Genomic DNA, 17985 nt, shown 5'->3' with positions numbered 1-17985 from the left:
CGCAATTGTATCAGTCCGCCGTGGACGACGCGTGTGCCCGCCGCAGCCGTGCTTCGACGCGGGCGCGGGTGATGATGTCGACGTCGACGATCTCGGGATAGAGTCGGAACAGGTCGGCCACGAGCGTCGGCCGTTTTATGGCGGCACGTTCGAGCCGTGCCCGGGTGTCGCGGTCGAGGTCGGGCAGGGTGAGCAGCAGGGGGGCTAGCCATTCGTGGTAATCGGCGGCCAGGCGGCCCAGCAAGGGATCGTTCCAGTCGGTGCGCAGGCCCAACAGGGGAAGGGCGTCGGCGGATAGTCCGGCACCGTCGCGCAGACGGCGTCCGCTGCCGTCGTCCAGGCGCTCGATCCAGCAGCGGTCCTGGGCCTGGTGGCGCACCGCGCTCTCCAGCCGCTGGGCATGGGCGCGCGGGCTGAAGCCGTCGTGGGTGGGTTCGCCGGCGGCGAGCAGGGCAGGGCTCACGAAGCCGTGCTCGGCATGGGTCGTGGCACACCAGGCCGGCGCCGGGCTGCCGCTGGCGAAGTCGGCGTCGGCCGTGCTGGCGATCAGGGCCACCGGTCGGCCGCGATGGTCGCAGGCCCAGTACTCGAAGCGGTCGACCAGCGCAAAAGGCAGGGCTTCGAGCTGTTCGGGCAGGGCGGCAGCCAGGTCGTCGGCTGCCTGTTGCATGGCGCCGATGTCGAGGATGGGGTTGGCGGTGACCCGCTGCATGCCGCGTTCGGCCGACCACAGGCCCCAGCTGAAATACTGGCGGACCGGCCGATGGTCGTCGCTGCGCCAGGTATGCTCGGGACGCTCGGCCTGCACCTGCATGCGCCAGAGCACGCCGTTGGCGGTAAAGGCCCGGGCCTGCCCGCTCTCGACCACCTGCAGCACGCCGTCGAAAGGATTGAGCTGGCGCAGGGCGTAGCGGCGCATCAGAACTGGAGCTTGAACTCCGCCCGGGCGAGGTAGTCGGCCTCGCGCTCCAGTTCGGCATGGGTCAGCGGGTGGCGATCCAGCCAGCCCTCGGGAAGGTCGACGCGGAGCTTGTGGCCGGAAACCTCCAGGGAGAGCAGGGGTTTGCTGTCGGGCGAGCGTCCCCGATGCAGGAGTACCGCCAGGCGCAGCAGCACGCACAGACGGCGGGTCGGCTCGATCAGGTGTTCGGGCAGGTTGCGGAAGGCCGACTCGCTGAACTTGCGGCGGTGATTGCGCACCAGTGCGGCGAGCACCGCCTGCTGTTGGCGCGAGAAACCCGGCAGGTCGGCATTGGCCAGGATGTAGGCGCCGTGCTTGTGGAAGCCGGCGTGCGAGATGCTCAGGCCGATTTCGTGCAGCTGGCAGGCCCAGGCGAGCATGCGCCCGCAGTCGTTGATGTCCAGCCCCCATTGGCGCGCGACCTGATCGAGCAGCGAACGAGCAGTGGCCTGCACGCGCTGCGCCTGTGCACGGTCGATGCCGAAACGGGTGGCCAGGGAGTCCACGGTGCGCTGGCAGATGTCCTGGTGCCGGACATAGCCGATCATCTCGTAGAGCAGGCCCTCGCGCAGGGCCATGTCGGATACCCGCAGGCGGTCGATGCCGAGCCGTTCGAACAGGGCGGAGAGCACGGCTACGCCGCCAGCGAACACCGGCCGCCGGTCCTCGGACAGACCGTCGAGCTGGACCTTGTCGATGTGCCCGGCCTTGAGCAGCTTCTTGCGCAGCTTGCGCAGGCTCTCGGCGGTGATGCCTTCGCTGCTCCAGCCGTTGGCCTTGACTACCGCACGAATGGAACGGATGGTCCCCGAGCTGCCCACCGCGCGTTCCCAGTTGCCGGCCTGGTAGAAGTGGCGCACCGGGCGGATCTCCAGTGCGGCGCGCAGCAGGGCGGAGTTCATGGCGTCCTCGGTGATCCGGCCGTCGCTGAACATCAGCCGGCTCATGCTCACGCAGCCCATGTACAGGCTGTCGCGGCAGCCGGGCTCCATGCCGCGGCCGAGGATCAGTTCAGTGCTGCCGCCGCCGATGTCGATCACCAGGCGGCGTTCGTCGCCTGCGGCCAGTCCATGCGCCACGCCCAGGTAGATCAGGCGCGCCTCCTCGTCGCCGGAAATGATCTCGATGGGGTGTCCCAGCGCCAGTTCAGCGGCGCGCAGGAAGGCGCCGTCGTCGGCGATCTGGCGCATGGTGTTGGTACCGACCGCGCGTACCGCTTCGGGCGGCAGGTCACGCAGGCGCTGGCCAAAGCGTTCCAGGCAGGCCAGGGCACGCCTGGCCACGCGGTTGTCCAGGGTCTTGTCGGGCAGCAGGCCCTCGCCGAGGCGTACCGGGTCGCGCAGGCGATCCACCAGCACCAGGCGGTCGCCGTCCTGTCGTCCGACCACCATGTGAAAGCTGTTGGAGCCCAGATCGATGGCGGCGTAGGTCTGTGGCGAGGCGCTGCTGGGGTCAGTCATGTCGGGTTGTCCTGCTGAAGGGAGGACCGCCGGGCCGACCGCCACGGGGGTCCCCGGCAATGCTACCGCTTTCGGGTGTCTGTTTGCACAACCTGGATTGATTGGCCAGAGGGTCGGCTCGGAGACGGGGTATCTGCCGCATTGTCGAGGACAGGCACCTATCCCCGTGCAGGAGCGGCGTCCTCGCCGCGAACAATCTGATCAGGCAGCAGCGGCCCCGCTGCGAACGAAATCGGGGTTATGATGGCGTGATGAAGATGAGATTCTGCAGTCACTGCGGTCACCCGGTGCGGCTGGGGATCCCCGCCGGCGACAACCGCGAACGGCATATTTGCGACGCCTGCGGCACCATCCACTATCACAATCCCAAGATCGTGGCCGGATGCATCGTGCATCACGGGGATCGGGTGTTGCTCTGTCGGCGTGCCATCGAGCCGCGTCGGGGCCTGTGGACGGTACCGGCGGGCTTCATGGAGAACGGCGAGACCACCTGGGAAGGCGCAATGCGCGAGACGCTGGAAGAGGCCAATGCGCGGGTCGCCATCGAGGACCTGTATTACACGGTCAATCTGCCGCACATCGACCAGGTCTACCTGCTGTTTCGTGCACGCCTGCTGGACGAGGCCTTTTCGCCCGGCGAGGAGAGCGAGGAAGTGGCATTGTTCACCGAGGCCGAGGTGCCCTGGGGGCAGCTTGCCTTTGCCACGGTGCGCCTGGCGCTGGAACAGTATTTCCGTGATCGAAAGGCGGGCAGCTATCCCATGCGTATGGCCGATATCCTGCGCGATCCCGAAAGTCCGCACGGTTACCGGGTCAGGCTGGTGGAGACGCCGGCTGCGGACTGAGATGGGGGGGCCTGGGCCCCAGGGTCTGCTCCACCGGGCGGGGACGGTCGATGGCGTGGCCTTGCACATAGTCCACACCCAGTTCGCGCAGGATCTCCAGCGTGGCCCGGTCTTCCACCGATTCGGCGATGGTGCGGAAGCCGGCATGGTGCGCCACCCGGTCGATGGCGGCGACGATGTGCCGGTCCAGCTCGCTGGCGACGATGTTGTGCACGAAGCCGCCGTCGATCTTCACGAAGTCCGCGCGCAGGTGCTTCAGGTAGACGAAGCTGCTCATGCCGCTGCCGAAGTCGTCCAGCGCCACGCTGGCGCCCAGTGCCTGGATGCGGGCGATGAAGCCGTCGGCCTGTTCCAGGTTGGCCACTGCCACCGTCTCGGTAATCTCGAAACAGAAGGCGCTCGGCGGCAGCTGCCAGGCCAACAGCCGGTCCTCGATGAAGCGCGAAAGCCGTTCGTCGGCCAGTGACTGGCCAGAGAGGTTGATGAAGGCCATCTGTGGGCGATGCTCCGGTGCCAGTTCGGCCAGGGCCTTGAATACCAGTTCGATGGTATGCCGGTCGAGTGCGGGCATCAGGTGGAAACTCTCGGCCGCGGGGATGAAGTCGTCCGGCAGTATGAGCTCCTCATTGCTGCCGACCAGCCGCAACAGGAACTCCGCGAACGGACGACGCTGGGTGTCGTTGGTGTTGGCGATCCACTGGCAGTGGACGACAAAGAGGTGGCGTTCCATGCCTTCCTGCAGGCGCGCCATCCACTGCATCTGCCGCGAGCGACGCGACATTTCGTTGTCCTGTTCACTCACCAGGTGGATGGTGTTGCGGCCCTTGTCCTTGGCTGCGTAACAGGCCATGTCAGCCAGGCTGAGGATCTTTTCCATGTCGGGCGTGTGGTGCCCGATGGGCACCACGCCGATGCTCACCCCGATGCGAAAGCCATGCCCGTTCCAGTCGAAACGGTATTCGCGCACCGCGTGCAGGATCTTTTCTGCCACCGCGCGGGCCTGATCGGTATTGCAGTTCTCCAGCAGGATGCCGAACTCGTCGCCGCCGAGGCGGGCGATGGTGTCGCGTGCGCGCAATTGTGAGGCGATGACCCGAGTGATCTCGATCAGCAGGGTATCACCGGCGTCGTGCCCACAGGTATCGTTGATGATCTTGAACTGGTCCAGGTCCAGATACATGAGCACGTGCTGGTGGTCTGAACGCAGCGCAGAGTTCACTGCCTTGCGCAGGCGCTGGTGAAACACCATGCGGTTGGCCAGGCCGGTGAGCGAATCGTGATAGGCGAGGTGCTGGATGTGCCGCAGGCTGCCACTGATCTGGGTCGCCATCTGGTTGAAGGCATTGCCCAGCTCGGCCAGTTCGTCGTCGCCGTCGATGTGGACCCGAGCTTGCAGGTCGCCGCTGGCAAAGCGCCGGGTCTGGTCGATGATGCGTTGCAGGCGACGGGTGAGGAACAGGCCCAGCAGCAGCCCGGCGATCGCCACGGTGGTCGTGCCTATCAAGGCAATGCCAATCCCCAGCGACAGGGTGCTGGCATAGGCTGCTTCGAGTTCGCGGTTGGAGAAGGTCACCAGGATCTTGCCCAGTGAGTGCGGGCCGCTGCGGATCTCGCGTGCCCGCAGGTAGGTGTCGGGCGGCGTGGGACGTTCTTCCAGATGTTGCCCGATCAGCTGGGGATCGGAGGCGGCAATCACCTGCTGGCGGTCGTCGAGCAGCAGGATCTGCTGGATGTGTGGATTGGTTGCCGCTTGGCGGAACAGGGGAGCGAGTTCCGAGAATTCCCTGGTCGGCAGGGCGGTGAGACCGGCCTCACCGAGCAGGTCGAGAATGATGTCGTCCTGGGCGGCGATCTGCTCGCGGGTGCGTTCGAAGGCGCTGGTCTGGGTGAACCCCAGCACCAGTGACAGCATCACCAGTTCCAGCAGCAGGATGGTGACAACGATCCGCACCTTGAAGGAACGCAACATTCTCATGGGAATCCGGTGACGGTATGAACAGCGAGACTCACGAAATCGTTCGGCAGATCCCGTCCGAGGAGATCATGCGTCTGCGGCGGCGCCTGGAAGAGGCGTCCGGGCTATTGTTCCAGGGTGCGGTCTGAACACGGAGGCTTGAGATGCCAATTACAGCGGCGGGTGTCGGTTCCGGGCTGGATATCGAGAACATTGTCAGCCAGTTGATGTCCATCGAGCGCCAGCCGCTCTACGCGCTGCAACGCAAGGAATCGCAGGTCCAGGCGCAGATCAGTGCCTACGGTGCCCTGAAGAGCAGCATTTCGTCGTTCCAGGACGCGATGCAGGCACTGGGTTCCGCTGACAAGTTCAAGGTGTTCACTGCGAACTCGAGCGACGATACCGTCATGGCCGCCACGGCCGATGTGAATGCCGCGACGGGTAGCTACGAGATCGTGGTGCAGCGCATCGCCCAGCACCACAAGCTCGGTTCGGCAGCCTTTGCAGATACCGCCACCTTTGGCGGCAACGTGGGTGACAGCCTGACCCTGACGGTCGACGGTGCGAGCAGCACCATCGATCTGTCCACCGCCAGCACGCTGGCCGATATTCGTGATGCCATCAACAACGCCGCTGACAACCCGGGCGTCACCGCCACCCTGATCAACGTAGGCGGCGGCAACCAGCACCTGGTGCTCAGCGCCAACGACTCCGGTTACGCCAAGCGGGTGCAGCTGAGCTACGGCGGCAGCCTGAGTGCGAGCACCTTCGGTTTTTCGACGCTCAACCAGGACGCCAGCGGGGCGACGCTGACCGACCTGACCCAGCTCGACGCGGCCTTTACCGTGGACGGTTACGCAGTCATCAGTGCCAGCAACAAGGTCACTGGCGTGGTCGATGGGCTGACGTTCGAATTGAAGGGTACGGGTTCGGCCACGCTCGATGTCGGACGTGATACCGCCACGATCCTGTCCTCAGCCAAAAGCTTCGTGGATGCCTACAACGCAGTGGTCAAGAAGGTGGAGGAACTGAAGGCCGGCGCCCTGGGCAACGACAGCGGTCTGCGCCGCATCCTCAGCCAGTTCCGTTCAGTGGTGAATACCCCGGTGACCGGATTGAACGGCGGCAATGCCTCGCTCACCGAGCTGGGCATCCGCACCAATGCCAAGACCGGCGAGCTGGAACTTGACGAGACAGTCTTTCAAGCTGCATTGGACGCCGATTTCGACAACGTGGCTGCCATCTTTACCGATACCACCAATGGCTATGCGGTACGTTTCGACGCGGTGGCCACCGGGTTGCTCGATGCCGGCAACGGATTGCTTAAATTGCGGGTCGGTTCGCTCAACGATCAGATCGATACCTTGCAGGCCCGCCAGTCCAACTACGAATGGCGATTGCAATTGCGCGAGAAGGCCCTGCGCTCCCAGCTTGCCTCGCTGGATGCCTTGGTAGGCAGCCTGCGTTCCACCGGCGATTTCCTTGCTGCGCGTCTGAATCCTCCCACGCGTTGATCGCGCTTCGCGTGCCTCTCTTTCCTCTGGATTCATGCCTTCAAGGCTTAAAGTTTCCCTCTGATTTGCCGATCTCAAGAGCAGCAATAACAACCTCTTGCGGAGCCTCTCGAAGATGACCTATGGCAAAAAGCGCGCGCTCTCCCAGTACGGCAAGGTGGCAGCACAGTCCGAGGGTGAGTACGCCAGTCCGCATCGCCTGGTGCAGATGCTCATGGAGGGTGCGCTGGACAAGATGGCCACTGCCAAGGGTTGCATTCAGCGCAACGACCTGGAAGGCAAGAGCGCCCAGATCACCTGGGCGACCAGTATCATCAACGGGCTGCGCGCCAGCCTCGATCCCGAGCGTGGTGGCGAGATCGCGGCCAATCTCGACGATCTCTACAGCTATATGTTGCAACGCCTGGTGGATGCCAACGTGGCCAACGATGTTGCCATCATGGACGAGGTAATCGGCCTGATGCTGGAGATCAAGGGTGCCTGGGACGCCATGCCCGAGCACATCCGCCTGGGCCGGCCGGCCGTGGAGGCCAATGGATGATGAACGATCGGGAAGCCTTGCTCGAAGAGGCGCTGCGGTACACCCATCGCATGCTGGAGCTGGCTGCCTGCCAGGAGTGGCAGGCGGTGGTCGAACTGGAGGCCCGGCGTCGCAGCCTGCTGGAACAGGCGTTCGCCACCCGCGAGCCGCTGACCGAGTCACTGGCCGAGCGGGTGCGCGAGATCCTGGACCTGGACAAGGTCCTGCTCGAGGCCTCGATGCGCATCCGCGACGAGGTGGGCGAGGAACTCGGTCAGCTGCACAAGGGGCGCCGTGGCACTCGTGCCTACCGGGCAAGCGCCTGATCCGCACTCAGTCCAGTTCCACGGGCCGGTAGAAGAACACGAAGCGCCCGTCGCCGATATCCACCATCAGACGTGCCCCGTGGTTCAGGCCGTAGTCCACGTAGCCGGGTATCGCGCTGTCCGCGTGGCATTCACTGGCGTGCTGCGGTGATTCGAAATCGCGGTCACGGTCGTACCAGGACAACAGCATCCAGTCCTCGCCGAAACGGGCGCGCGCCTCGGCATCGGCCAGCCGCATCGCCTCGCGGTAGTCGGCGGGTGCGGGATCGGGGTGCAGGCTCAGTCGCTCGACGCTAGCGAAGTCGGGCGGCTTGGGCAGGGGGCAGGCGGGAGTGTCATCTTCCGCGTTCATCGGTGCAGCACCAGTTCGAGCACGGCCTTGCTGCCGAAGTAGGCCAGCATCAGCACCACGAAGCCGGTCAGCGTCCAGCGGATGGCGGTGGTGCCGCGCCAGCCGAAGCGATAACGGCCCCACAGCAATGCGCCGAACACCATCCAGGCGATCAGTGACAGCAGGGTCTTGTGTGCCACGTGCTGGGCGAACATGTCTTCCAGGTAGAAGAAGCCGCTGAGCAACGACAGGCTGAGCAGCACGAAGCCCAGGCCGATCATCTCGAACAGCAGGGCCTCCATGGTCTGCAGGGGCGGCAGGGCACGGATGAAACCGCCGGGATGATGCGAACGCAGGTGATTGTCCTGGACTGCCAGCAGCAGGGCCTGGATGGTGGCCAGGGTGAGCATGGCGTAGGCGAGGATGCTGACGGTGACGTGTACCCCCAGGGTCCAGTCGGCCTTGTTGTCCAGGAGATGATGTCCCGGATTGTGCAGGTCCAGCAGCATGGTGAGCGCGGCCAGGGGGAATACTGCGAGTCCCAGCATCTCCACTGGTTTGCCCAGCGCCGAGACCAGCAGCAGGGCGGCGATCATCCAGGCGGTGAGCGAGGCGGCATTGAAGAAGCCGAGGTTGATGCCGGCCTCGGTCACCAGCTCGCTGTAGAGCACGGCGCCGTGCAGGGCCAGTGCCATGAACCCCAGTCCCAGCACCAGCGGGCGCCGATCACGGGCGTCGCGCCCGCCGAACAGGCGCGCGGCGATCAGCACGGCGGTCAGCACGGCGGTCAGCACGGCGGTCAGCAGGTACAGGGCGGCGGCCGGATAGGTCAGCAGGGTGATGTTCATGGTGACATGATAATCGCATAGCGGCGGCAGGGCTGCATCCGTGGGCCGGTTTTTCGCGCAGGCCGGGGGGCGAGTCCTTATAATTGGGACTGGTTTCCCTATCCGACAGACAGGCACCCATGTTCAAGAACCTCTCCGACCGTCTCGGCGAAGTGTTGCAGAAAGTGCGCGGCCAGGGCCGCATCACCGAGACCAATATCAAGGACACCCTGCGCGAGGTGCGCATGGCCCTGCTCGAGGCCGATGTCGCCCTGCCGGTGGTCAAGACCTTTGTCGACCAGGTGCGCGAGAAGGCCCTGGGCGAGGAGGTGACGAAGAGCCTCACGCCTGGCCAGGCGCTGGTCAAGATCGTGCACGACGAACTGGTCTCGGTCATGGGCGAGGCCAATGAGGGGCTCAACCTGGCCGTGCAGCCGCCGGCGGTGGTAATGGTCGCGGGCCTGCAGGGTTCGGGCAAGACCACCAGCGTGGCCAAGCTGGGGTGTATGCTCAAGGAGCGCGAGAAGAAGAAGGTCATGGTGGTCAGTTGCGACGTGTACCGCCCGGCGGCGATCGAGCAGCTCAAGACCCTGGCCGCCGATGTGGGCGTGGAGTTTTTCCCGTCGAATGCCATGCAGAAGCCTGTCGCCATTGCCCGGGCCGCGATCGATGCGGCACGCAAGGGCTTCTTCGACGTGCTGCTGGTCGATACCGCCGGTCGCCTGCACGTCGACGAGCAGATGATGGACGAGATCCGTGAGCTGCATGCTGCGGTGAACCCCGTCGAGACCCTGTTCGTGGTCGATGCCATGACGGGTCAGGACGCGGCCACTACCGCGCGCGCCTTCGACCAGGCGCTGCCGCTGACCGGCGTCATTCTCACCAAGACCGATGGTGACGCACGCGGCGGTGCGGCGCTGTCGATCCGACAGATCACAGGCAAGCCGATCAAGTTCCTCGGGGTGGGCGAGAAGACCGACGCGCTCGAACCTTTCCATCCCGACCGGGTGGCTTCCCGTATTCTCGGCATGGGCGACGTGCTCTCGCTGGTCGAGGAAGTCACGCAGAAGATCGACCAGAAGAAGGCCGAGAAGCTGGCGCGCAAGCTGCAGAAGGGACAGGGCTTCACGCTGACCGATTTCAAGGAACAGATGGAACAGATGCAGGCCATGGGCGGCATCTCCAGCCTGATGGACAAGCTGCCTGGCATGAACAAGGTGCCCGATGCGGTGAAGGCGCAGATGGGCGATCGCGAGACCCGGCGCATGATTGCCATCGTCAACTCCATGACCCCGCAAGAGCGCGAGTTCCCTGGTGTCATCAAGGGTTCACGCAAGAAGCGCATTGCGCGCGGCGCCGGTGTGCAGGTGCAGGACGTGAACAAGCTGCTCAAGCAGTTCACCCAGATGCAGAAGATGATGAAGAAGATGAAGGGGGGTGGGCTGGAAAAGATGATGCGCGGCATGAAGGGGCGCTTCCCCGGCATGCCGCCGGGCGGGGGGCTGCCGTTCTGAGGGGGCGGAAATGGAACGACTGATGCGCTCCCTGGCGGTAGCTGTTTCGCTCATCCTGGTGGGCTTGTGGTGGGCCTCGGCGCGGGCCGCCGATGCGGCGCTGGAGCAGGAGCGCGATCAGCTTGCCCGGCTGCGCGAATTCGTCTCTCAGGTGAGCGAACGTGTCCGCCAGCTCGAGAAGGCACTGGCCGAGGCCGAGGCGCGCAATCGTCGCCAGTCCGAGGAGATCGACCGTCTCGAGAAGCAGTTGGCGGCCCGGCAGGGTAAGGATCCGGATGAGCAGGAACGCCTGCGACGGCGTTTCTTTGCCGCCCTGGGCGAGCGCCTGCCCCTCTCGCCGGTATACGAGATCCGCGGCGATCGCGTCGTCGTGCCGGCCGACCTGGTGTTCGTGTTCTCGCGTGCCCAGCTCGGCGCCGAGGGCGAATCGCGCCTGCAACCCCTGGCCCGTGCCCTGCGCGAGCTGGCCGGTGAGTTGCCGGCGGCACTGCCCTGGCGCCTGCGCGTGGAGGGGCATACCGACCGGCGCCCGTTGCGCAGTAACCGGGAATTTCCCACCAACTGGGAGCTGTCTGCCGCGCGTGCCACCGAGGTGGTACGTTATCTGGTGCATAACGGCCTGCCGGAGAGACGCCTGGAAGGGGTGGCGCTGGCCGCTACCCGCCCGCTGGACGAGCGCAGGAACCGTGCTGCCTATCGGCGCAATCGGCGCATCGAGCTGCACCTGGCTTTCGAACGCTGAATCCTGGCGTTGATGCCCGTCAAGGTCGTCCGGTCGATGCAGCGGCATACTGGGCGGGCAAGCGGGACGACTCGGGAACGACATGGGTAAACGGCATGCTGAACGGGCGGCCGCGGTGGTGGCGGTGTTTTTCGACCGACTCGAGCCGGCCCTGCGTGCCCGTCTGGTCGGTGAGCACCGCAAGCAGCTGGAGCGAGACATCGAGGCGGCCATTGCCGAGGCCGTGCGCGCGGAGCTGGAGGTGGTTTCCGATCAGATCAGCGACCAGGCGGTGCTGATCCGTCGTCGCTTCGAACGCGATCAGTCCGCCTGAGCGGGACTGTCCATGCGCGTCCAGCGCTGGTCGGGCTCCACCGCCAGGCGCCCTGATAGTCGTGTGGCGGCCGGCCGCCCCAGTCGGCCGGCGAGAGCAGCGAGAACTGCAATTCACCCGAGGCCGTGCGATACAGATGGTAGATCTGGCCGGGGCGCTTGGCGAAGGTGCAGCGGGCCTTGTGCAGTTCCAGATCCTGGTGCGCCTTCTCCAGGATCTGCCGCGCCTGGGCCTGCAAGTGGCGAATCTGCTCGGCGATCAGTTCCAGCTGGGCATTGGTCTGGCCGGCGATGGCCTGGTCGGCGCGCTCCAGCTCGGCAGCCAGGTCCACCAGGCCGAAGGCCGGGGCCAGTCGGCTCACCGGGTAGGGGCTGCTGCGCGCCTCGCCGCGGTGAATGGGATCGGGATGCTGCTCTCGGTCGTCGTTCATGTAATCGGTACTTCACAAAACCGCAAATATGCGTAAAATGCCCGGTTTCCTTCGGGGGCCATCTGGCTTGTGTCCGGTGGTGGCCCGGAAATGGTAACGAACCTACAGGCAGATAACAGACATGGTTTCGATTCGTCTTGCCAGAACCGGCGCCAAGAAGCGTCCTTTCTACCACATCGTGGCCGCCGATTCGCGTCGTGCCCGCGGTGGCCGCTACATCGAGCGCCTGGGTTTCTTCAACCCGATCGCGGTCGAGGGTGAAGAGGCCCTGCGCATCGACCTGGAACGCGTGGACTACTGGGTGTCCGTTGGCGCCCAGCTCACCGACCGCGCGCGCAAGCTGGTCGAGTCCTATCGCAAGGACACCCAGGCTGCCGCCTGATACGCCGCGATGTCGGTGGGTTCGCGCCGATCGTGAACGCATCGGACGAACACGGCAGGAAGATCGTCGGGGGTGACGGGAAACCACTCGTCACCCTCGGTCGCGTTACCGGGGCGTACGGGTTGCAGGGGTGGATCAAGGTCCATTCCGACACCGCGCCCCGCGAGAACATCGCCCGCTATGGTCACCTGTACCTGGATCGGGGCGATGGCTGGCAACGCTGGAAGCTGGCTTCCGGGCGGCGCCAGGGCAAGGCCGTGGTGCTCAAGCTCAAGGGCTGCAACGACCGCGACGCGGCCGAAGCCCTGGTCGGCGCACAGATCGCCATTACTCGCGATCAGCTGCCCGAGCTGGAGGCGCCCGGCGACTACTACTGGACCGATCTGCAAGGACTGCGGGTCGAGACCCTGGACGGGGTCGATCTGGGGCGGGTGGATCACCTGTTCGAGACCGGTGCCAACGACGTGATGGTGGTCCGGGGTGAACGCGAACGCCTGATCCCCTTCCTCTGGGAACAGGTAGTGCGCGAGGTGGATCTCGAGGCCGGCCGCATGCGGGTGGACTGGGATCCGGATTTCTGAGAAGGGAACAGCGATGCGCTTCGATGTCGTCACCCTGTTCCCTGAAATGTTCGAGGCGCTGCGCGCGGGCATCCCTGGGCGCGCCCTGGAACAGGGCCTGGCCGAACTGGTGCTGTGGAACCCGCGTAACTACACGCACGATGTCCACCGCACCGTGGACGACCGTCCCTATGGCGGCGGGCCGGGCATGGTGATGAAGGTCGAGCCACTGCTGGCCGCCATCGAGGCGGCGCGGGCACAGGCACCGGACAGCCCGGTGCTGTACCTCAGCCCGCAGGGGCGGCGCTTCGACCAGCCGGCGGCACGCGCGCTGGCGCAGCGTCCGGGGCTGATCCTGCTCGCTGGCCGCTACGAGGGCATCGACGAGCGCATCGTCGAGGCCTGCGTGGACGAGGAATGGTCGATCGGCGACTATGTCCTGTCCGGTGGCGAGCTGCCGGCGATGGTGATGATCGATGCGGTCATCCGTCTGCTGCCGGGGGCGCTGGGACATGCGGATTCGGCGCAGCAGGACTCGTTCTCCGAGGGCTTGCTGGACTGCCCGCACTATACGCGGCCCGAGGAGATCCTCGGCCGGCGGGTGCCGGAGGTGCTGCTCTCCGGTGACCACGAGCGCATCCGCCGCTGGCGGTTGCAGCAGGCGCTGGGCCGAACCTGGCTGCGGCGCCCCGAGCTGCTGGAAGGCCGGCCGCTCGATGACGAGGAGCAGGCACTGCTCGACGAATTCCGGCGCGTCTGCGAGGGCGGGCCGACCGACTGAAACGAACGTGCCGCGAGGCACCCAATCCCAACTGGGTCAGGAGCAAGGGCGATGAGCAACATCATCCAGGAACTCGAAGCAGAACAGATGAACAAGGAGATCCCGGCCTTCGGTCCGGGCGACACCCTGGTCGTGCAGGTCAAGGTGAAGGAAGGCAACCGCGAGCGCCTGCAGGCCTTCGAAGGCGTCTGCATCGCCAAGCGCAACCGCGGCCTGAACTCCTCGTTCACCGTGCGCAAGATCTCCCACGGCGAGGGCGTGGAGCGGGTGTTCCAGACCTACAGCCCGCAGATCGCCTCCATCGAGGTCAAGCGTCGTGGCGACGTGCGTCGCGCCAAGCTGTACTACCTGCGCGGTCGCACCGGCAAGGCGGCGCGCATCAAGGAGAAGATCTCCACCAAGTGATGTCGCAGACCGTCCGGCAAGACGGTCGCGTCGTGCAGCGACAGGGCCATCCGGCATGCCGGGTGGCCTTTCGCGTGTCTGCCGGATGGCGTCTGCACGGGGGAGGCTGCGCATGAGCCGCCAGACCACCAGCTTCTACTGGCACGACTACGAGACCTGGGGCGCCGATCCCGCGCGTGACCGCGCGGCCCAGTTCGCCGGTCTGCGCACCGATCTCGATTTCAACCCCATCGGCGAGCCGCTGGTGATCTACGCGCGACCGGCCGACGACATGCTGCCGCAGCCCGGCGCCTGCATGGTCACCGGCATCTCGCCGCGGCGCGCGTTGGCCGAAGGCGCGCCCGAGGCCGATTTCTTCCGCTTCATCCATGCCGAGATGATGCAGCCGGGCACCTGCTCGCTGGGCTACAACACCATCCGCTTCGACGACGAGGTCACCCGCTACGGCCTGTACCGCAATTTCTTCGATCCCTACGAGCGCGAATGGAAGAACGGCAATTCGCGCTGGGACCTGATCGACGTGGTGCGTCTCACCCATGCGCTGCGTCCCGAGGGCATCGAATGGCCCGAGAAGGAACCCGGGGTGACCACCTTTCGCCTGGAGAAGCTCACCGAGGCCAACGACATCGCCCACACGGGCGCGCACGATGCGCTTGCCGATGTGCGCGCCACCATCGCCCTGGCGCGCCTGGTGCGCGAGCGTCAGCCGCGCCTGTTCGATTATGTCTTCAACCACCGCGACAAGCAGACGCTCGCCGGCATGCTCGAACCGGCCGCCGGCCGCCCGGTGCTGCACGTCTCGTCGCGGTATCCTGCGCGCCTGGGCTGTATCGCCGCGGTGCTGCCGCTGGCCTGGCACCCGCGCAACCGCAACAGCGTCATCGTTTATGACCTGCGGGTCGATCCCGCGCCGTTGCTGGAGCTCGACGCCGAGGCGCTGCGCGAGCGTCTCTACACCCGTGCCGAGGATTTGCCCGAGGGCGTCGAGCGCATCGCGCTGAAAGAGGTCCACATCAACAAGGCGCCGGTGGTGGTGCCCATGAACACGCTGACCGATGCCGCACGCGAGCGCTGGCAGATGGATGCCGCCGCCGAACAGCGTCACCGCGACCAGTTGCTCGCTCATCGTGAGACCGTGCAGCAAAAGCTCGCCGAGGTGTTCGCCGAACGGGAATATCCGCCGCGCGACCCTGATCTCGATCTGTATGGCGGTTTCCCCAGCGAGGCCGATCGGCGTCGCTGCGAACGGGTGCGCGCGACCCCGCCCGAGGAACTGGGTCGTCTCGATCTGCGCTTCGATGATCCGCGCTATCAGGAGCTGCTGTTCCGCTACCGTGCGCGCAACTGGCCCGAGACCCTGAACCGCGAGGAGCGCGCGCGCTGGGACGAATGGCGTCGGGCGCGGGTGCGCGACCCCGAGGGTCCCTCCAGTATCACCCTCGAACAGTACCGCCGTGAACTGGCGCGCCTGGCGGTCGACACCTCGCTGGCCGAAGACCGCCGCCGCGTGGTCGATGAGTTGCTCGAATGGCCAGGTCTGGTCGGCCTGGATTGAACACAAGCGGCGTCCCCACCGCAAACATTCGGCCCGAGGACGGGCCTCCTACGGTAGGGGCGGCGTCCCCGCCGCGAACCAGTTCGGCCCGGGGATGGACCTCCTACGGGTAGGAGCGGCGTCCCCGCCGCGAACCAGTTCGGCCCGGGGATGGACCTCCTACGGGTAGGAGCGACGTCCCCGTCGCGAACCAGTTCGGCCCGGGGATGGACCTCCTACGGGTAGGAGCGACGTCCCCGTCGCGAACACCGATTCAACCAGCGTCCTCCACCCATTCCTGCAGGGCCTCGATCAGTTGCCGCGCCTGGTCGGGGCTGGAGATGTTGAACTTGGACTTCTGCTGGTATTCACCGTTGCGTTTCTGGTAACGGCGGATGGAGTATTTGTCCTTTCCGTAGGCCTGCTTGGCGTTGTCCCATTCCTGGTAGCGAAAAAGGATGGTGGTCCAGGCGCCCTTGGAGAGTACGCGCTTGTCCAGTTCCTTGACGAGGTCGATGCCGCCCTCGCTGTAGTTGATGGTGAGTTCGTCCGGCGTACTGGCCATGTCGGTTTCCGTGATTGCTGTAATGATGGCGGTATTCTAGCCCGAATATTTCACCGGCCGAACAACGCTCGAAGCCCAATAGGCTGAATGATCGAGTAAGAATGGCAAAAAGGGACGCCAATCGTCGGTTACAGCTTGTAGCCTGCGTTGTTCTATCCCGATTCCGGCGGTTTCTCGCTCGCTGTGGCTTGGTTTTCACTCAAGCGATAGCGGCAGCCATCCCTTTCGCTCCAAACCGGCGCCACAGCGGCTGCGAATTCCGCCGGCTCTCGGTATGCCGGTGAGACATCCGGGCTAGCGGGTTGGGCTCAGGGCTTCGAGTCGATGGCGCCATTGGCGAGCAGGAACTCTTCGAGCTCCGGTCGTTTCAGGCGTCGGGCGATGATCAGCGCCGTTTCGCCGGCAGCATTGCGCGCATTGGTGTCGGCACCGAACTCGATCAGATAGTGCACCAGGCGATGGTTGCCGTTGGCTGCCGCGATCAGTAGCGGGGTGTTGCCCTGTTCGTCCCGTACCTCCATGTCAGCGCCGTGGCGCTTGAGAAGGCGAACCACATCGCGGTCGCTGACCTTGCGCCGCGCCGCCTCCAGCAGCAATTGCGATGGATCGAAGGTGGCGCCGGCGCGGATCAGGACCTGCGCGGCCTGGGTGCGGCCGTTGAGGATGGCGACATCCAGCGGCGTCTGGCCGTCGGGGTCCCGCGAGTCGATGCGAACGCCGTGCTTGAGCAGCATCTTGAGCATCACCACCCGTCCGTGCGCGGCGACCTCGTGCAGCGGATATCGGCCATTGGGCAACGGCTGGTCCGCCGGCGTGCCCCAGTGCAAGTGGCGCTCGAGCTGTTCGATGTCGCTGCGCTGGATCGCCAGGTACAGCGAGATGGTCGGTTCGTCGGGCGCACTACATCCCGTGCTCAGCAGGGCGAGCAGCAGCGGCAGCAGGTAGTGGATGAGGCATTTCTTCATGGCACCACGATACCACCAGAAGAGGTCGGGTGTGTCATTACAGCGCGCTGAACGGAAGGGGCCTCCTGTCGGTGGATCGGCTATGCTGTGCCTTTTCCATTTTCGAGGGCTGCGACGTGGGATTGCTGGGCAAGATTCTGCTGACCGTGATTGTCATTGCCGGTGCCTTGCTGGTGCTGCGCGCGCGTGCGCAGGCGCGACTGCCGCGGGTAAGCCCCCCCGTGGGTCCGAGCGCCCCGCGGAGCGCGTTGCCGATCGGCTGGCTGGCCAGTGCGGTGGTGGTGTTGATGCTGGGGGTGGCGGCTTTCTGGCTGTATTCGAGCTGGCGCGAGAGCTGGCGCGAGGCGCACGACGTGCTGTATGTGCGGGTGGTCGATGCCGGGACCGGGCACGTGACCCACTACCGGGCCTACCGGGGCGACATCGACGACCGCGAGTTCATCACCACTGACGGGGTACGGGTGCGCCTGGCCGATACCGAGCGACTGGAGACCAGTACTATCCCGCCGGCCCGAAATTGAAGGCGACCGAGAGTCGCCGCCGGCCGCTGCGGTTTTCCTCCACGGCATGCGCCAGGCGGGGCGCGAAGAACACGAAGCGCCCCTCGCACGGGGCGATGCGGGTCGGCCCGCCCGGGTGATAGACCAGTAGATCGCCACAGTCGGGTGGTGTTTCCAGGTAATAGACACCGGAGAGCAGTTCGCCACCCTCCTCGTGGTTGTGTCGCGCCGTGCGGTCGCCTGGCAGCATGCGATTGAACCAGAAGGCGGTACGCAGGTCTTCGCGGCCGAGGATGGCCTGGGCCGCCTGGTTGGCCAGTGTGAGCAAGGGCTCGATCTCTGGGATGGCCTCGCGTGCGATCCAGGTGTTCTCCAGGCGCCCCAGCTCGAGGTGTGACTGGCGCATGTGCGGACCGCCGAATTCGCGCTCGAAGGCGGCAATGAGTGACTGGGTAATGGGCTGATGTCCCTCCACCTTGCCAAGGTGCAGGGGAGGTTCGGCATACAGGTACAGCTGACTCATGGTGGACAGGCGGGTGGTTGTTTCCGGTATTTT

Annotated in this window: 23 protein-coding genes; 14 read left to right on the top strand and 9 right to left on the bottom strand. The window is 65.5% G+C overall.

What is annotated here, in order from left to right:
• Nucleotides 1-10: 10 nt before the first annotated feature.
• Together EBS_RS09690 and EBS_RS09685 are read right to left on the bottom strand one after the other, a co-directional pair.
• Nucleotides 11-919 (bottom strand): hypothetical protein, encoded by a 909-nt coding sequence (locus tag EBS_RS09690; protein WP_043108470.1) that lies wholly within the window; start codon nt 917-919, stop codon nt 11-13.
• A complete protein-coding gene (locus EBS_RS09685) occupies nt 919-2421 on the bottom strand; it encodes a Ppx/GppA phosphatase family protein (RefSeq protein ID WP_043108469.1) in 1503 nt (500 codons plus the stop codon). The genes EBS_RS09690 and EBS_RS09685 overlap by 1 nt, the downstream gene beginning before the upstream one ends.
• Nucleotides 2422-2678: 257 nt before the next feature.
• Between EBS_RS09685 and EBS_RS09680 the strand changes: the two genes are divergently transcribed.
• The gene (locus EBS_RS09680) at nt 2679-3266 is read left to right on the top strand and encodes an NUDIX hydrolase (protein WP_043109644.1); all 588 of its coding nucleotides are present in this window, start codon (nt 2679-2681) and stop codon (nt 3264-3266) included.
• Here the strand turns inward: EBS_RS09680 and EBS_RS13065 are convergent.
• Nucleotides 3235-5235 (bottom strand): putative bifunctional diguanylate cyclase/phosphodiesterase, encoded by a 2001-nt coding sequence (locus tag EBS_RS13065; RefSeq protein WP_052199476.1) that lies wholly within the window; start codon nt 5233-5235, stop codon nt 3235-3237. The genes EBS_RS09680 and EBS_RS13065 overlap by 32 nt on opposite strands.
• Nucleotides 5236-5258: 23 nt before the next feature.
• Between EBS_RS13065 and EBS_RS13710 the strand changes: the two genes are divergently transcribed.
• From EBS_RS13710 to EBS_RS09660, 4 genes are all read left to right on the top strand, one after another.
• A complete protein-coding gene (locus tag EBS_RS13710; protein ID WP_081999915.1) occupies nt 5259-5369 on the top strand; it encodes a flagellar protein FlaG in 111 nt (36 codons plus the stop codon).
• 15 nt (nt 5370-5384) lie between these two features.
• Nucleotides 5385-6734: a flagellar filament capping protein FliD gene (gene fliD, locus EBS_RS09670; protein ID WP_043108468.1), complete on the top strand. Its 1350-nt coding sequence runs from the start codon at nt 5385-5387 to the stop codon at nt 6732-6734.
• A gap of 115 nt (nt 6735-6849) precedes the next feature.
• Complete coding sequence (gene fliS / locus EBS_RS09665) at nt 6850-7275, top strand: flagellar export chaperone FliS (RefSeq protein ID WP_043108467.1); 426 nt, start codon at nt 6850-6852, stop codon at nt 7273-7275.
• Entirely contained in the window at nt 7272-7580 is a 309-nt protein-coding gene (locus tag EBS_RS09660; RefSeq protein ID WP_043108466.1) for a flagellar protein FliT, read from the top strand. Before fliS ends, EBS_RS09660 begins: the two co-directional genes overlap by 4 nt.
• Nucleotides 7581-7587: 7 nt before the next feature.
• Here the strand turns inward: EBS_RS09660 and EBS_RS09655 are convergent, their stop codons facing one another.
• Together EBS_RS09655 and EBS_RS09650 are read right to left on the bottom strand one after the other, a co-directional pair.
• Nucleotides 7588-7932: an AF1514 family protein gene (locus tag EBS_RS09655; protein WP_081999914.1), complete on the bottom strand. Its 345-nt coding sequence runs from the start codon at nt 7930-7932 to the stop codon at nt 7588-7590.
• Nucleotides 7929-8759: a cytochrome C assembly family protein gene (locus EBS_RS09650; protein WP_052199474.1), complete on the bottom strand. Its 831-nt coding sequence runs from the start codon at nt 8757-8759 to the stop codon at nt 7929-7931. Before EBS_RS09650 ends, EBS_RS09655 begins: the two co-directional genes overlap by 4 nt.
• 119 nt (nt 8760-8878) lie before the next feature.
• Here EBS_RS09650 and ffh point away from each other — a divergent pair, with 119 nt between their 5' ends.
• The 3 genes from ffh (at nt 8879) to EBS_RS09635 (ending at nt 11307) form a co-directional block, all read left to right on the top strand.
• Entirely contained in the window at nt 8879-10252 is a 1374-nt protein-coding gene (gene ffh / locus EBS_RS09645) for a signal recognition particle protein (RefSeq protein WP_043108465.1), read from the top strand.
• A 10-nt stretch (nt 10253-10262) separates the two neighbouring features.
• On the top strand, nt 10263-10994 hold the full coding sequence (locus EBS_RS09640) for an OmpA family protein (RefSeq protein WP_052199473.1): 732 nt from the start codon (nt 10263-10265) through the stop codon (nt 10992-10994).
• A gap of 82 nt (nt 10995-11076) precedes the next feature.
• Nucleotides 11077-11307: a hypothetical protein gene (locus EBS_RS09635; RefSeq protein ID WP_148307728.1), complete on the top strand. Its 231-nt coding sequence runs from the start codon at nt 11077-11079 to the stop codon at nt 11305-11307.
• Here EBS_RS09635 and EBS_RS09630 read toward each other — a convergent pair.
• Nucleotides 11252-11737: a DUF2452 domain-containing protein gene (locus EBS_RS09630; protein WP_081999913.1), complete on the bottom strand. Its 486-nt coding sequence runs from the start codon at nt 11735-11737 to the stop codon at nt 11252-11254. The two genes, EBS_RS09635 and EBS_RS09630, sit on opposite strands and share 56 nt — an antisense overlap.
• 121 nt (nt 11738-11858) lie before the next feature.
• On the opposite strand from EBS_RS09630, the gene rpsP reads away from it, so the two are divergent.
• From rpsP to sbcB, 5 genes are all read left to right on the top strand, one after another.
• The gene (rpsP, locus tag EBS_RS09625) at nt 11859-12119 is read left to right on the top strand and encodes a 30S ribosomal protein S16 (RefSeq protein ID WP_043108462.1); all 261 of its coding nucleotides are present in this window, start codon (nt 11859-11861) and stop codon (nt 12117-12119) included.
• Between the two features lie 32 nt (nt 12120-12151).
• Nucleotides 12152-12700: a ribosome maturation factor RimM gene (rimM, locus tag EBS_RS09620; RefSeq protein ID WP_231892794.1), complete on the top strand. Its 549-nt coding sequence runs from the start codon at nt 12152-12154 to the stop codon at nt 12698-12700.
• Nucleotides 12701-12713: 13 nt separating this feature from the next.
• Nucleotides 12714-13460, top strand: coding sequence for a tRNA (guanosine(37)-N1)-methyltransferase TrmD (trmD, locus tag EBS_RS09615; RefSeq protein ID WP_043108461.1), 747 nt, complete (start codon nt 12714-12716; stop codon nt 13458-13460).
• Between the two features lie 51 nt (nt 13461-13511).
• Entirely contained in the window at nt 13512-13865 is a 354-nt protein-coding gene (gene rplS, locus EBS_RS09610) for a 50S ribosomal protein L19 (RefSeq protein ID WP_043108460.1), read from the top strand.
• Nucleotides 13866-13977: 112 nt separating this feature from the next.
• Nucleotides 13978-15420, top strand: a complete 1443-nt coding sequence (sbcB, locus tag EBS_RS09605; protein WP_043108459.1) for an exodeoxyribonuclease I — start codon at nt 13978-13980, stop codon at nt 15418-15420.
• Between the two features lie 253 nt (nt 15421-15673).
• Here the strand turns inward: sbcB and EBS_RS09600 are convergent, their stop codons facing one another.
• Entirely contained in the window at nt 15674-15964 is a 291-nt protein-coding gene (locus EBS_RS09600) for a hypothetical protein (RefSeq protein WP_043108458.1), read from the bottom strand.
• 308 nt (nt 15965-16272) lie between these two features.
• Nucleotides 16273-16929 (bottom strand): ankyrin repeat domain-containing protein, encoded by a 657-nt coding sequence (locus tag EBS_RS09595; protein ID WP_052199472.1) that lies wholly within the window; start codon nt 16927-16929, stop codon nt 16273-16275.
• A 29-nt stretch (nt 16930-16958) separates the two neighbouring features.
• Here EBS_RS09595 and EBS_RS09590 point away from each other — a divergent pair, with 29 nt between their 5' ends.
• Nucleotides 16959-17450: a hypothetical protein gene (locus EBS_RS09590; RefSeq protein ID WP_148307727.1), complete on the top strand. Its 492-nt coding sequence runs from the start codon at nt 16959-16961 to the stop codon at nt 17448-17450.
• Here the strand turns inward: EBS_RS09590 and EBS_RS09585 are convergent.
• Nucleotides 17428-17952: a putative 2OG-Fe(II) oxygenase gene (locus tag EBS_RS09585; RefSeq protein ID WP_052199471.1), complete on the bottom strand. Its 525-nt coding sequence runs from the start codon at nt 17950-17952 to the stop codon at nt 17428-17430. The genes EBS_RS09590 and EBS_RS09585 overlap by 23 nt on opposite strands.
• Between the last annotated feature and the right edge of the window lie 33 nt (nt 17953-17985).

It is taken from the genome of endosymbiont of unidentified scaly snail isolate Monju, from assembly GCF_000801295.1.
Classification (GTDB): Bacteria; Pseudomonadota; Gammaproteobacteria; order Chromatiales; family Chromatiaceae; genus MONJU.
This window is presented reverse-complemented; position numbering and strand designations above follow the sequence as displayed.

Excerpts from the sequence above, each read along its gene's own strand:
- EBS_RS13710 (WP_081999915.1), top strand. The coding sequence starts at position 5,259 with ATGAACAGCGAGACTCACGAAATCGTTCGGCAGATCCCGTCCGAGGAG.
- EBS_RS09635 (WP_148307728.1), top strand. The coding sequence starts at position 11,077 with ATGGGTAAACGGCATGCTGAACGGGCGGCCGCGGTGGTGGCGGTGTTT.
- EBS_RS09630 (WP_081999913.1), bottom strand. The coding sequence starts at position 11,737 with ATGAACGACGACCGAGAGCAGCATCCCGATCCCATTCACCGCGGCGAG.
- EBS_RS09690 (WP_043108470.1), bottom strand. The coding sequence starts at position 919 with ATGCGCCGCTACGCCCTGCGCCAGCTCAATCCTTTCGACGGCGTGCTG.
- EBS_RS09640 (WP_052199473.1), top strand. The coding sequence starts at position 10,263 with ATGGAACGACTGATGCGCTCCCTGGCGGTAGCTGTTTCGCTCATCCTG.
- EBS_RS09680 (WP_043109644.1), top strand. The coding sequence starts at position 2,679 with ATGAGATTCTGCAGTCACTGCGGTCACCCGGTGCGGCTGGGGATCCCC.
- ffh (WP_043108465.1), top strand. The coding sequence starts at position 8,879 with ATGTTCAAGAACCTCTCCGACCGTCTCGGCGAAGTGTTGCAGAAAGTG.
- rpsP (WP_043108462.1), top strand. The coding sequence starts at position 11,859 with ATGGTTTCGATTCGTCTTGCCAGAACCGGCGCCAAGAAGCGTCCTTTC.
- EBS_RS09650 (WP_052199474.1), bottom strand. The coding sequence starts at position 8,759 with ATGAACATCACCCTGCTGACCTATCCGGCCGCCGCCCTGTACCTGCTG.
- rplS (WP_043108460.1), top strand. The coding sequence starts at position 13,512 with ATGAGCAACATCATCCAGGAACTCGAAGCAGAACAGATGAACAAGGAG.
- EBS_RS09600 (WP_043108458.1), bottom strand. The coding sequence starts at position 15,964 with ATGGCCAGTACGCCGGACGAACTCACCATCAACTACAGCGAGGGCGGC.
- fliD (WP_043108468.1), top strand. The coding sequence starts at position 5,385 with ATGCCAATTACAGCGGCGGGTGTCGGTTCCGGGCTGGATATCGAGAAC.
- trmD (WP_043108461.1), top strand. The coding sequence starts at position 12,714 with ATGCGCTTCGATGTCGTCACCCTGTTCCCTGAAATGTTCGAGGCGCTG.
- EBS_RS13065 (WP_052199476.1), bottom strand. The coding sequence starts at position 5,235 with ATGTTGCGTTCCTTCAAGGTGCGGATCGTTGTCACCATCCTGCTGCTG.
- EBS_RS09585 (WP_052199471.1), bottom strand. The coding sequence starts at position 17,952 with ATGAGTCAGCTGTACCTGTATGCCGAACCTCCCCTGCACCTTGGCAAG.
- sbcB (WP_043108459.1), top strand. The coding sequence starts at position 13,978 with ATGAGCCGCCAGACCACCAGCTTCTACTGGCACGACTACGAGACCTGG.
- EBS_RS09660 (WP_043108466.1), top strand. The coding sequence starts at position 7,272 with ATGATGAACGATCGGGAAGCCTTGCTCGAAGAGGCGCTGCGGTACACC.
- fliS (WP_043108467.1), top strand. The coding sequence starts at position 6,850 with ATGACCTATGGCAAAAAGCGCGCGCTCTCCCAGTACGGCAAGGTGGCA.
- EBS_RS09595 (WP_052199472.1), bottom strand. The coding sequence starts at position 16,929 with ATGAAGAAATGCCTCATCCACTACCTGCTGCCGCTGCTGCTCGCCCTG.
- EBS_RS09655 (WP_081999914.1), bottom strand. The coding sequence starts at position 7,932 with ATGAACGCGGAAGATGACACTCCCGCCTGCCCCCTGCCCAAGCCGCCC.
- EBS_RS09685 (WP_043108469.1), bottom strand. The coding sequence starts at position 2,421 with ATGACTGACCCCAGCAGCGCCTCGCCACAGACCTACGCCGCCATCGAT.